This window comes from Pantoea sp. MHSD4, from assembly GCF_021043305.1.
Lineage (GTDB): Bacteria > Pseudomonadota > Gammaproteobacteria > Enterobacterales > Enterobacteriaceae > Pantoea > Pantoea eucalypti.
In genome coordinates, this window is the sequence record NZ_JAJNDH010000003.1 from 238,037 (window position 1) to 251,232 (window position 13,196).

Sequence of the window (13,196 nt, forward strand, 5' to 3'; positions counted from 1 at the left end):
CGGCGGCTGAGGGAGTTAACTGCCCAGAGTCGCCACCATCACCGCTTTGATGGTGTGCATACGATTTTCCGCTTGGTCAAAAACAATCGAATGAGAGGATTCGAACACGTCATCGGTGACCTCCAGCCCCTTCAGCCCGTAAGCCATTTCGATTTCGCGACCTGTTTGTGTCTGCTCATTGTGGAAAGCAGGCAGGCAGTGCATAAATTTCACCTGCGGGCTTTGCGTGGCCTTCAGTACGGCAGCATTCACCTGATAAGGGGTCATCAGCGCCACTCGCTCGGCCCAGGCGTCCTTGCTCTCTCCCATTGAGACCCACACATCGGTGTAGAGGAAATCCACACCTGCCACGCCTTCTGCCACATCCTCAGTCAGTACGATCCTTGCGCCGCTCTCCTTCGCCAGCTCGCGACATTGCGCAACCAGCTCTTCCTCCGGCCAGAAGGACCGTGGGGCTACCAGGCGAATATCCATCCCCATCTTCGCAGCCCCCACCATCAGGGAATTTCCCATATTGTTGCGGGCGTCGCCGAGATAGGCAAAGGCGATTTGATGCAGCTGTTTGCCCGGCGCGTGTTCCAGCATGGTCATCAGATCGGCCAGGATTTGCGTGGGGTGAAATTCGTTGGTCAGGCCGTTCCAGACCGGCACGCCGGCAAAGGCGGCTAGCTCCTCGACGATTTGCTGCCCAAAGCCGCGGTACTCAATACCGTCATACATCCTGCCCAGCACACGGGCGGTATCTTTCATCGACTCTTTATGGCCAATCTGCGAGCCGCTGGGGCCGAGATAGGTCACCTTAGCGCCCTGATCGAAGGCCGCCCCCTCGAATGCGCAACGAGTACGGGTGGAAGTCTTCTCAAAAATCAGCGCGATATTTTTCCCAATCAGCTTCTGCTCCTCGTGGCCGCTGTATTTGGCTTTTTTAAGCGAGAAGGAAAGATCAATCAGGAACTGAATCTCTGTGCGGCTGAAATCAAGCAGCTTGAGAAAATGGCGGTTATGTAATGAAACAGGCATGATTTTTTCCTTTTATTTTGTTGAATGGGTGGCAATAAGGGTGCCTTTATGGCCCCGGAGAATCTCTGTGGCATCGGCGAGAGAGCCAATCCCGGCTATCCCTGCGCGTTGTGTCACAAACTCACAGGCGGCGGCGATTTTCGGACCCATCGATCCGGCATCAAACGGAATACCCAGCAAGTCGGCAGGCGTCACGTGATGCAATGCGCGGCAGTCAGCTTTTCCCCAGTTGAGGTACACGGCATCCGCATCGGTGAGGATCAGCAGAGCATCGGCGGAAAGTTGGGTCGCCAGCAGTGCGCTTGAGAGATCTTTATCAATAACGGCTTCGGCTCCGTGGCGCTGGCCTTGCTGGTTCCGGATCACCGGAATGCCGCCGCCGCCATTGCAGATCACCAGATGTCCCAACTCCGTCAGCGCGAGGATCGCTTCGTGCTCTACGATGTGAACTGGCAGGGGAGAAGGCACCACCCGGCGGACGTACTCGCCATCGGCTTTCATCGTCCAGCCCTGTTCTTTCGCCAGTTGCCTGGCCTGCTGAGGGGAATAAACCGGGCCGATATATTTGGTTGGGTTGAGGAAGGCGGGATCGCTGACAGCGATTTCGACCTGGGTAAGCAGCATACTGATTTGGACATCCGGCAGATGGTTTTGCAGCGCCTGCTGCAGCAGATAGCCGATCATTCCCTGGGTCTCGGCCACAAGAATATCCAGTGGATAGGGGGCTGCCGCATCGCAGGCACTGTTCTGCAGAGCCAGTAAGCCCACCTGTGGCCCGTTGCCGTGTACCAGAATCACCCGCCATTCAGCGGTGAGGGCGGCAATGGCTTCTGCCGCCTGTTCGATATTTCTGCGCTGAACATCGGCTTCCAACGGCTCGCCCCGCTTCAGCAGGGCATTGCCGCCCAGCGCGACTACCAGTAAAGGTTTTTTCATTGCTCTCTCCCTGTTCAAAGGTCGTCACGTTCCAGCGGACAACTCATACAGCGTGCGCCGCCGCGACCTCTGCCCAGCTCGTTGCCGGGAATCGGCAGCACCGTGATGCCTGCTTTGTCATATTTTTCATTGGTATAGGTATTACGCTCGTAGCCAATTACCACGCCAGGACGCACAGTCAGCACGTTGTTGGCATCGTTCCACTGCTCGCGTTCGGCTTCAAAGCGGTCGCCTCCGGTGGTGATCAGGCACAGCTGGTCGAGATGGAGTGCCTGCTCAATAGCCTGCATAAAACTGCTCTCTTCTTTGCGGTTCAGGCCACCGCGTCCGTTGCTGGTCAGGGTCCAGCAGCGGGTTTGCTGATCGATGACCTCCGGGTAGACGGAGAAAATACTATGGTCGAGCTGGGTCATCACGGTATCGAGATGCATACAGGCGCGGTGTTTTGGCAGCTCGATGGCAATCACCCTGCTGGCCTGTTTATGCTGAAAGAGCGAACAGGCGAGGAACTCGATGCCGCAGGAGGTAGTGCGTTCCGACATGCCAATCATTACCGTGCCATTGCCCAGAACCAGCACGTCGCCGCCTTCCAGTGTGGCATGCTCATAATTGGTGGTTTCATCGCCGAAATATTTAATAAAGTCGCCGTGGGAAAATGCGGGGTGCCAGCGATAAATCGCCCGCAGGTTATTGGTTTCCCGCTGGCGGGCGGTTTTCGCCATCGGATTGATTGAGACGCCGTTGTAGATCCAGCAAGAGGTGTCGCGGGTAAAAAGATGGTTGGGGAGAGGCACCATGATGAAATCATCCGGCGAATGCAGATCGATGGCCATATTGCTGAAAGCCGCTGGAATTTCACCGTAGGTCAGGCCGCCAGAGAGGTAGCGCGCTAGCTGGCGATGGTCGACATCTGCCAACCAGCCGCGGATATCGGCAGCGAAAGAGGGGCCGAGGTTATAATCTGAAACCTGATTATCCAGCAGCCAGGCTTTCGCCTGGGGAATGCCGAGCGTTTCAGCCAGCAGATCGGTAAAAAGCAGTACTTCAACACCCTGCTGACGCAGTGTTTTAGAGAACACGTCGTGTTCTTCTCCGGCTTTCTCTACCGAAAGCACGTCGTCAAACAGCAGCGACTGACAGTTGGAAGGTGTTAATCTTTTCAGGCTTAAATTGGGGCGGTGCAGCATCACGGATCGCAGCTGCCCAATCTCAGATCCGACATAATGTCTGTTCATCTTCAGTTCCCTACGTTTTAAGCAATAGTGGGCCCGGGTGAATATTTCTTTTCACCTTGTTTGACCCGCTTAGCGATTAAGTTTCGGGGGGATAATAAGCGTTGATGAAATGCTGAACGTGATTTTTATCACGTTACAAACAGTAGGGTGAAGGAATCTCAATGAAGTTGATAAACGTCATCAATAACAGATTTAAGTTTTATGCGTGAGTGAATATTTAAGGGTTATTGATGCCTTATTTTAAGGTGCATTCCCTTTTTAGAGCCGTTTTTGCCTTTTTTATTCATCTTATGTATATGAATTTAATAGGATTTATTCTTGATTTGAATTTTTATATTTTATGACTGAGTAAATATTTTTAATTAAATGATGAAAGTAAAATGGATATTCAATCGCGTTATGGGTAAACAGAAATCTATTCCTGTGACCCTCTCGTGGTTTTAATTTTTTTAAGTCGTGGTTCAAAGAGTTAAAAATAAAACCGAAGCGGGTAAGTCGGGAATATGTTCAGGTGATGAATAATTATTTTGAAATGAATTCAGCAGAAGTGGGGGGGCGGAGATAATTATTTCGGATCAGAAACTGGGAGGTTACTGTGGGCCAGCCAGGCTGACCCACAGTTCAGCCGTTAATGTTGGTCCGAGAGCGTGGCGACCATCACGGCTTTAATGGTGTGCATCCGATTCTCAGCCTGGTCGAACACAATGCTGTGCGGCGACTCAAACACCTCGTTGCTCACTTCCATGCCGTTGGGCAGATCGTACTGCTCGGCCATCTGCTGACCCAGCGTGGTCTGATCATCGTGGAAAGCGGGCAGGCAGTGCAGGAATTTAACCTGCGGATTGCCGGTCAGATCGAGCATCGCACGGTTAACCTGGTAGTCACGCAGCAGGGCAATACGCTCGGCCCAGACTTCTTTGGCTTCGCCCATCGACACCCAGACGTCGGTGTAGATAAAGTCAGCGCCTTTCACACCGTCGGCAATATGTTCGGTAAGGGTGATTTTACCCCCGGTCTGCTGCGCGGCGTGACGGCACTGCGCCACCAGTTCGTCCTCTGGCCAGCAGCTTTTCGGTGCCACCAGACGCAGATCCAGACCCACCTGTGCCGCCGCTTCCAACATAGTGTTACCCATGTTGTTGCGCGCATCGCCCACATAAACCAGCGTCATCTCACTGAGCTTTTTGCCCGGCAGATGTTCCTGCATGGTCAGCAGATCAGCCAGCAACTGGGTCGGGTGAAACTCGGTAGTCAGACCGTTCCACACCGGCACGCCCGCATGTTCCGCCAGCGTCTCCACCAGCGCCTGACCGTAGCCGCGATACTGAATACCATCGTACATGCGTCCCAGCACCCTTGCAGTGTCGCGCATCGACTCTTTATGGCCGATCTGACTGCCGCTCGGGCCCAGATAAGTGACGTTTGCACCCTGATCGTAAGCGGCAACTTCGAAAGAGCATCGTGTACGGGTCGAGTCTTTTTCGAAGATGAGCGCGATGTTTTTACCTTTCAGATACTGCGCTTCGCTGGCGCTTTTTTTCGCCTGTTTTAATTCAGCGGAAAGGGACAGCAGATGATCAATTTCGGCGGGGGTAAAATCCAGAAGTCTGAGGAAATGGCGCTGATACAGCTGACTCATACAACACTCCGGTAAGCATTAAAATGAATTAAAATTCAATTTAACCGTATGAATATTCATTTTCAAGTGTGAGCTGAATAAACTTTTCGTTTTGTGTAGTGGCGCGACAGGCAGTGTGGGAAAATAATTGATTATTGCCGAACTCAGAGAGGACATTGTCATGGCATATGAAGCATTACTGGAAGAGCAGCAGGAAGAGACGCGGCAGGTTATTGAAGAGCTGCTGGAGGATGGCAGCGATCCTGATGCGCTCTATACCATCGAGCATCATCTCTCATGCAATAATTTTGATTCACTGGAAAAAGCCGCGGTTGACGCCTTCAAGCTGGGTTATGAAGTGACCGAGCCGGAAGAGCTGGAGCTGGAAGATGGCACCACGGTGATGTGTGTCGATATTATCAGCGAATCTGCACTGAAGCCGGAGCTGATTGATGCGCAGGTTGAACAGCTGGTGAACCTGATTGGCAAGTACAACGTCGATTATGACGGCTGGGGCACCTATTTCGAAGATCCCGATGCCGAAGATGAAGACGAAGATGACGACGCCATCGAAGATGAAGATGATAATGGTATTCGCCACTAAGTAGCCGGGGCGGAGAGTTCTCCGCCTGTCACCTCTGCCACACCTGTTTTGACATCATGAACTACGCACCGTTACTTGAACCGATCTATCAGTTTCTGCACTGTCGCACGCCACAGGCCTGGATTGATGAGGCGCGCAAACCAGAAAATCTGACTCTGCTGTTAACCGACCATCTGGTGTGCGAACTGAAAGCCGCGCAGACTGCGGTGTGGTTGATCCGCAAATATGTCGCCGACAAACCCAGCGGCGACGCTATTCTGGCGTGGCTGAAGCCCTATGAAGATTTTATCTTCCGCGAAGATGGCGACAGCGACTTTATCAATGCCCATAAAAACCTGACGAAACGCATCATCGTGCGCAATGCGCTGCCCTGGGCGGATGAGCTGGTGGAGAAGATGGTGTTGCTGATTAAAGAGGAGCTGCATCACTTCTATCAGGTGTGGGAAATTATGCAGTCGCGCGGGCTGGTTTATCAGAAGATCACCTCCAGCCGCTACGCCAAATCGCTGCTGCGTGAAGTGACGACGCATGAGCCGGAAACCCTGGTGGATAAGCTGATTTGTGGCGCTTACATTGAGGCGCGCTCCTGCGAGCGCTTCGCCAGTCTGGCACCCTATCTTGATGACGAACTGGCAAAGTTCTATCTGTCGCTGCTGCGCTCAGAGGCGCGGCACTATCAGGATTATTTAACGCTGGCGGCGCAGATTGCCACTAAAGACATTACGCCACGCGTGCAGGCGATTGGGATAACAGAAGGGCGGTTAATCAGCGAACCTGACACCGAATTACGCTTTCACAGCGGCGTTCCGGCGTTCTGAACCAATCCTGGCAGCGGGGCTGGCAGCCCCGATTGTCATAGCTGTTTAAGCATCCGCACTTCGCAGTCGACATGGCCGGTACAACCCATCGCGCTATCGATATGCTCAAAGCCCAGCGACTCATAGAGTTTAATGGCCCGCGTCAGGCTGGCGGTGGTTTCCAGATAGCAACGACGGAAGCCGTGGCCGCGTGCATGCTCCATCGCCCTCAGCGCCAGTTCGCGCGCCAGACCCTGCCCGCGCACCTCCGGCAGAAAGTACATCTTTTGCAACTCGCAGATATCGGGCGCGCTGCAGGCGAGAGGCGCAACACCGCCGCCACCGACCACCTTGCCCTGATATTCAATAATCCAGTAGGCGCTCTGGTCGGCACTGTAGAGCTCAAACAGGTGATCCAGCTGGGGATCGGAGACGGTGTAGCCCTTGTCAGCCGTCAGGCCGAACTCCGCAGAAACGTCGCGAATCACCTGGGCAATATGCGGATTATCGGCGACAGTAATCGGCCGTATTATGAATGAGGGCTGGGTTTCAGGGGTCATGGCAAAATAGCGTGGTTAAAATCGGTTAGACATTCACCAGAAATAGCATTATCGTCAGGGAAAAGCAATATTGATTGACGTGCATGGAGGCATTAAGTGATTTTCTCTCGATTTTTTAAAATCATCAAAGAGCTATTTCCTCTTTTTATTATCGCAGGTTTTATTAACGTATGGGGCTATTTAAAATGGATAGGCAGACTGGATGTTTTTCCGCTTATTATTAATAATGTGTCTGGCGTAATTGCTGTGTTAATTACTTCACTACTTTTCTTTAGTGTCTTTTCTATGACGCTACTCCTGCCTTCTGGATTTTGCACACTTTCAGGCACGCTGAGTAAGAAGAAAACAAAACTAAAAATCAGATATAATGAGGGATGCTGTGCAATTAGCGCGCTGACCGCGATATTGGTTGCTTTTTTTGCACTTCTCTTTTTGGATAAATTATCTATCTGGTGGGTTGCAGGAGCGGCAGCTATCATCGCCTTTCTATTACATGTTTATGTTAATAACAAGTTCAATGGGCACAGACAACAGCATCGTCGTTTCCTGATAGCGCGTAGTAAAAGAATAAGAAGTTGCTCTGCGCCTCTGACGCCAAAAATCAGGTGGCGATTCATTTGGGAAAAGATAAAAGCGAGTAAGGCGTTTATTAATTTAATTTACACCCTATTTGCATTAACGGTCGCTCTTTTTTCCGTTTTGCCGCTTAGGTTTCTGGTGCAAGGAAATATCTATTTCACACATGAGAAACCGTGGGTGCAATATTTTATTGTAGTCGCAATTTATATTCTTCTTTTTATGCCGTCTTTACTTTCTCTTTTGACGAATAAGGTCAAAGCTCAGCATGGTTTTAAAGCTGTCATGGCTTTCTTTCCGGCGCTGGTAATTGCCATTTTCTGGCTATTTTCCGTTCAGCTTATACAGATTAATCAACGCGCGATTGAAATCGTCGGCATGGCTTCCTGGCATGATCAGGTTTTTGCTTTTAAAACGGAGAGCTTTCCAGCCTATTATTTCCCCCAGAATATTTGGGGAGTAAATAATATGAGGGGCACAGAACGCATGATAGTAGGGATCAAGGCTTTTTCAAACGGTGAAACGTATCTGATCTGCCCAAAACAGTTGGGCGCATTGAGGGAGATCGCATTAAAAAATAATGCCTTCACCTGGCAGGTCGATGAAAAAGCCAAAGCAGAACTTGTCGAAATGAGTCAGTACTGTTTGCTAGCGAAGAGCGATCAGGTCCGGTCTGGTGCCGCGATTAGCGCACTCTTTAGGTCGTTACCCTACACGTTACATTTTTATCCATAAAAAAACCCCGCGCCAGCGCGCAGGGTTTTTTTCAGAGCAATGAATTAATCAGAGCGCCGCAATGACCGCCTGCTGTTCAATCAGTTTTGCTTTTGATTGTTGCAGGTCTGCCACGCGTTCGCGCTCTTTCGCAACGACCGCTTCCGGCGCGCGTGAAACAAAGCCTTCGTTCGCCAGCTTGGTCTCGATCTTCTCAATCTCCACATCCAGCTTAACCAGCTCTTTCGCCAGACGCTCCAGCTCAGCGGTTTTATCCACCAGATCCGCCATCGGGATCAGCAGCTCTGCGCCTTCAACCAGTTTGGTCACCGACACCGGGCCTTTCTCGCCCGCAGGCAGAATGGTCAGGCTTTCCAGACGCGCCAGGCGCGACAGGAAGTTGCGGTTAGCTTCAACGCGACGCAGCGCAGCAGGCGAGCAGTCACGCAGCAGCACATCCAGTGGCTTGCTCAGCGCGATGTTCATCTCGGCACGGATATTACGCACCGCGACGATCGCCTGCTTCATCCACTCAATGTCCGCTTTCGCTTCGGCATCTTCTTTCGACGCATCGTAGTGCGGGAAAGGCTGCAGCATAATGGTGTCGTCGCTGATATTTTTCAGTCCCTTCACGCGCTGCCAGATGGTTTCAGTGATAAACGGAATGATCGGATGCGCCAGGCGCAGCAGCGCTTCCAGCACGTGAACCAGCGTATGGCGGGTGCCACGCAATTCAGATTCACTGCCGCTGTTCATCACCGGCTTGGTCAGCTCCAGATACCAGTCGCAGAACTGGTTCCAGGTGAAGTCATACAGCAGGTTAGCCGCGATATCGAAACGGTAGCTATCCAGCGCTTCACGGTAGGCTTTCACGGTGTTGTTGAACTCGGTCAGAATCCAGCGATCCGCCAGCGACAGCGTCATATCGCCGCCGTTCTGTCCGCAATCCTGGTCCTCGGTGTTCATCAGCACAAAGCGGCTGGCGTTCCACAGCTTGTTACAGAAGTTGCGATACCCTTCCAGGCGCTTCATGTCCCAGTTGATGTCGCGACCGGTTGAGGCCAGTGCTGCCAGCGTGAAACGCAGCGCATCGGTGCCTGATGGCTCGATGCCGTCCGGGAACTGCTTCTCGGTACGTTTGCGGATCTTCTCAGCCAGCTGTGGCTGCATCATGTTGCCGGTGCGTTTTTCCAGCAGCGCTTCCAGCGAAATGCCGTCGACCATATCCAGTGGGTCAATCACGTTGCCCTTGGATTTCGACATCTTCTGACCTTCTTCATCACGGATCAGACCGGTCATGTAGACGGTTTTAAACGGCACCTGCGGTTTGCCGTTTTCATCTTTAATGAAGTGCATGGTCAGCATGATCATGCGGGCAATCCAGAAGAAGATGATGTCGAAGCCGCTGACCAGCACGCTGGTCGGATGGAAGGTACGCAGCGCTTCGGTGTTTTCCGGCCAGCCCAGGGTGGAGAAGGTCCACAAACCGGATGAGAACCAGGTATCCAGCACGTCGTCATCCTGACGCAGCGCCACATCGGCGGCCAGGTTGTTCTCAGCGCGGACTTCCTCTTCGGTACGGCCAACGTAGACGTTACCGTTGTCGTCATACCACGCCGGGATGCGGTGACCCCACCAGAGCTGACGGGAAATACACCAGTCCTGAATATCACGCATCCAGGAGAAGTACATGTTTTCATACTGCTTCGGCACGAACTGGATGTCGCCATTCTCAACGGCTTCAACCGCCACTTTCGCCAGCGGTGCGGTACGCACATACCACTGGTCGGTCAGCATCGGCTCGATAACCACACCGCCACGGTCGCCGTAAGGTACGGTCAGGTCGTGCGGTTTGATCTCTTCAAGCAGACCCAGTTCATCGACGGCGGCGACAATCGCTTTACGCGCGGCAAAGCGCTCCATGTGCTGGAAAGCAGCCGGGATCTCATCGGAACAGGCATCGCTGGCTTCGCCGTTGGTGTCATACACCTGAGCGCGGTCGCGGATATCACCGTCGAAGGTCAGAATGTTGATCATTGGCAGTTTGTGACGACGACCGACTTCGTAGTCGTTGAAGTCATGCGCCGGGGTGATCTTGACGCAGCCGGTGCCTTTTTCCATGTCGGCATGTTCATCGCCCACGATCGGAATCAGACGACCCACCAGCGGCAGCATTACAAATTTGCCGATCAGATCTTTATAACGTGGATCTTCCGGGTTAACCGCCACGCCGGTATCGCCCAGCAGGGTTTCCGGACGGGTAGTGGCGACCACCAGGTAATCTTTGCCGTCAGCGGTTTTTGCGCCGTCAGCCAGCGGATAGCGGATATGCCACATTGAGCCTTTGCTCTCGCGGTTTTCCACTTCCAGATCGGAGATCGCCGTGCGCAGCTTAGGATCCCAGTTTACCAGGCGCTTGCCACGGTAGATCAGGTTCTCTTTATAGAGGCGAACAAACACTTCTTTAACGGCATTGGAGAGGCCATCGTCCATGGTGAAGCGCTCGCGCTCCCAGTCGACGGAGTTACCCAGACGGCGCATCTGACGGGTAATGGTGCCGCCAGATTCTGCTTTCCACTGCCAGATTTTGTCGATGAATGCATCGCGGCCATAGTCCTGGCGCGTTTTGCCTTCTTCAGCCGCAATTTTGCGCTCAACCACCATCTGCGTGGCGATGCCCGCGTGGTCAGTACCCGCCTGCCACAGGGTATTTTTCCCCTGCATGCGCTGGTAACGGATCATGGTGTCCATGATGGTTTGCTGGAAGGCGTGACCCATGTGCAAGCTACCGGTGACGTTCGGCGGCGGGATCATGATGCAAAAGCTTTCCTGGCTGGTATCGCCATTCGGTTTGAAGTAGCCCTGCTTTTCCCAATGCTCGTAAAGCGGCTGCTCGATATCTTGCGGGTTATATGTCTTTTCCATTTCTGCTATGTCGTTTGCGGCTGTGGTGGCGCTGCCGTATTCAATTGGAATCCAACGCTGCGATACGCTTTATAGCGGTCGCGCGCCAGTTGTTTGAGAGCGTCTTCGTAAGGAACGAAGTCTATCACTTCATGGAAAGCAGTAGCAAAATCTGCGAAGTGGGGCAGCAGGCTAATCAGCAGGTCGCGCTGTGAACTGCCGCGACGCTGGGGCCAGGCCAGTTCGACCGGCGCACCGTAGCGCGGGCCTTCGCCTGCCAGGTTGTGCGGCACAAAGGCATTTGCTGGCCGTTGCCACAGCGCTTCATCAAGACGAATGGCTTGCTGCTCATCTTCGCAGGCGATCAACACCCGCTTTCCGGCCCGCCAGCGTGTTTCCGCCAGATTGCACACCAGCGCTTCAACGGCGCTAAGGCCATCGCTCGTTGCATCGGTTTCCAGCACGTAGAAGGTTGCGTTTTTCATCGGTTTGCTCATCAGAAGATCAAGGGCGGAATCAGATCCGCCCTTGCTGTCAGAAAAGAGGGCGCTTAGTCGTCGCCGTTCAATCCTGCCCGATTCAACAGAAACTGCGACAGCATCGGCACCGGTCGTCCGGTGGCGCCTTTGGCTTTACCGGAGCGCCAGGCGGTGCCGGCGATATCCAGGTGCGCCCAGTTATATTTGCGGGCGAAACGTGCCAGGAAGCAGGCGGCGGTAATCGCGCCACCAGGACGGCCACCAATGTTCGCCATATCGGCAAAGTTGGACTCCAGCTGCTCCTGGAACTCATCCGCCATCGGCAGACGCCAGGCGCGATCGCCCGACTGCTCCGAAGCGCTAATCAGCTCATGTGCCAGCGGATTGTGGTTCGACAGCAGGCCGCTGATGTGATGACCCAGCGCAATCACGCAGGCGCCGGTCAGTGTCGCCACGTCAATCACCACTTCCGGGTCGAAACGTTCGACATAGGTCAGCGCATCGCACAGGACCAGTCGGCCTTCGGCGTCGGTATTCAGCACTTCAACGGTCTGGCCAGACATGGTGGTCAGCACATCGCCCGGACGCATTGAACGTCCGTCCGGCATGTTTTCACAGCCCGCCAGCACGCCGACCACGTTCAGTGGGAGATTCAGCTCGGCCACCATACGCATCACACCATAGACGGCGGCTGCGCCGCACATGTCATACTTCATTTCGTCCATGCTGTCGGCAGGCTTGATGGAGATGCCCCCGGAGTCAAAGGTCAGCCCTTTGCCTACCAGCACAATCGGCCGCGCTTCCGCATCCGGATTGCCTTTGTATTCAATCACCGACATCAGCGATTCGTTTTGTGAACCGGCACCGACCGCAAGATAGGCGTTCATGCCCAGCTCTTTCATCTGCTGTTCGCCGATCACGCGGGTTGTGACATTTTTACTGAAAGCGTCCGCCAGCTGACGTGCCTGTGACGCCAGATAAGCGGCGTTACAGATATTGGGTGGCATGTTGCCGAGATCTTTCGCTGCTTTCATACCGGCTGCAACCGCTAAGCCATGCTGGATTGCGCGTTCGCCGCTGGTCAGTTCACGGCGGGTCGGCACGTTAAACACCAGTTTGCGCAGCGGACGACGCGGCTCTGCTTTGTTACTTTTCAGCTGATCAAAGTTGTAGAGTGCCTCTTTAGAGGTCTCCACCGCCTGACGCACTTTCCAGTAAGTATTGCGGCCTTTGACATGCAACTCGGTCAGGAAGCAGACCGCTTCCATTGAGCCGGTATCGTTCAGTGTATTAATGGTTTTTTGAATGACTTGCTTGTACTGGCGTTCATCCAGCTCACGCTCTTTACCGCAGCCAATCAGCAGAATACGCTCTGACAGGATATTTGGCACATGATGCAGCAGCAGTGTCTGGCCCACTTTTCCTTCCAGCTCGCCGCGGCGCAGCAGGGCGCTGATATAGCCGTCGCTGATTTTATCCAGCTGCTCGGCAATCGGTGACAGACGACGCGGTTCGAAAACGCCAACGACAATGCAGGCACTGCGTTGTTTTTCCGGGCTTCCGCTTTTTACACTGAACTCCATGCACTCTCCTGAATCTTAAAGACAACGGCCGCTGCTGCCGCTAGAATGTAGCGCGCTCATGACCCATTTATTCATTGTCGCAGCATGACATTCTGCCGCTGGAGGTCATAATGAATCAGGGTGACAAGATGTTGTTTTTTCACCACCCGGACGCGTTTTTCATACAAATT

At 53.4% G+C, this 13,196-nt stretch carries 11 protein-coding genes; 3 read left to right on the forward strand and 8 right to left on the reverse strand.

Translation table 11 applies throughout. The features are described from left to right. Window positions 1-15 precede the first annotated feature (15 nt). From argF (LQK91_RS11595) to argF (LQK91_RS11610), 4 genes are all read right to left on the reverse strand, one after another. Window positions 16-1,020: an ornithine carbamoyltransferase gene (argF, locus tag LQK91_RS11595; protein WP_105099508.1), complete on the reverse strand. Its 1,005-nt coding sequence runs from the start codon at window positions 1,018-1,020 to the stop codon at window positions 16-18. Between the two features lie 12 nt (window positions 1,021-1,032). Continuing rightward, window positions 1,033-1,956, reverse strand: a complete 924-nt coding sequence (gene arcC / locus LQK91_RS11600; RefSeq protein ID WP_003851011.1) for a carbamate kinase — start codon at window positions 1,954-1,956, stop codon at window positions 1,033-1,035. A gap of 14 nt (window positions 1,957-1,970) precedes the next feature. Further along, complete coding sequence (gene arcA / locus LQK91_RS11605; protein WP_078804825.1) at window positions 1,971-3,191, reverse strand: arginine deiminase; 1,221 nt, start codon at window positions 3,189-3,191, stop codon at window positions 1,971-1,973. 628 nt (window positions 3,192-3,819) lie between these two features. Next, window positions 3,820-4,830, reverse strand: a complete 1,011-nt coding sequence (gene argF, locus LQK91_RS11610; protein ID WP_105099509.1) for an ornithine carbamoyltransferase — start codon at window positions 4,828-4,830, stop codon at window positions 3,820-3,822. Window positions 4,831-4,990: 160 nt separating this feature from the next. On the opposite strand from argF (LQK91_RS11610), the gene rraB reads away from it, so the two are divergent. Next, entirely contained in the window at window positions 4,991-5,413 is a 423-nt protein-coding gene (rraB, locus tag LQK91_RS11615) for a ribonuclease E inhibitor RraB (protein ID WP_003851004.1), read from the forward strand. A 56-nt stretch (window positions 5,414-5,469) separates the two neighbouring features. Next, window positions 5,470-6,231: a tRNA isopentenyl-2-thiomethyl-A-37 hydroxylase MiaE gene (gene miaE, locus LQK91_RS11620; RefSeq protein ID WP_039658912.1), complete on the forward strand. Its 762-nt coding sequence runs from the start codon at window positions 5,470-5,472 to the stop codon at window positions 6,229-6,231. 35 nt (window positions 6,232-6,266) lie between these two features. On the opposite strand, the gene LQK91_RS11625 is transcribed toward miaE, so the two are convergent. Then, window positions 6,267-6,770: a GNAT family N-acetyltransferase gene (locus tag LQK91_RS11625; protein WP_105099510.1), complete on the reverse strand. Its 504-nt coding sequence runs from the start codon at window positions 6,768-6,770 to the stop codon at window positions 6,267-6,269. 96 nt (window positions 6,771-6,866) lie between these two features. Here LQK91_RS11625 and LQK91_RS11630 point away from each other — a divergent pair, with 96 nt between their 5' ends. Further along, complete coding sequence (locus LQK91_RS11630; RefSeq protein ID WP_105099511.1) at window positions 6,867-8,081, forward strand: hypothetical protein; 1,215 nt, start codon at window positions 6,867-6,869, stop codon at window positions 8,079-8,081. Window positions 8,082-8,129: 48 nt separating this feature from the next. Here the strand turns inward: LQK91_RS11630 and LQK91_RS11635 are convergent, their stop codons facing one another. The 3 genes from LQK91_RS11635 to pepA form a co-directional block, all read right to left on the reverse strand. Further along, window positions 8,130-10,985, reverse strand: a complete 2,856-nt coding sequence (locus tag LQK91_RS11635; RefSeq protein ID WP_003850996.1) for a valine--tRNA ligase — start codon at window positions 10,983-10,985, stop codon at window positions 8,130-8,132. A gap of 5 nt (window positions 10,986-10,990) precedes the next feature. Further along, window positions 10,991-11,449, reverse strand: coding sequence for a DNA polymerase III subunit chi (locus LQK91_RS11640; RefSeq protein ID WP_008925453.1), 459 nt, complete (start codon window positions 11,447-11,449; stop codon window positions 10,991-10,993). A 65-nt stretch (window positions 11,450-11,514) separates the two neighbouring features. Further along, window positions 11,515-13,026, reverse strand: coding sequence for a leucyl aminopeptidase (pepA, locus tag LQK91_RS11645; RefSeq protein WP_010251654.1), 1,512 nt, complete (start codon window positions 13,024-13,026; stop codon window positions 11,515-11,517). Between the last annotated feature and the right edge of the window lie 170 nt (window positions 13,027-13,196).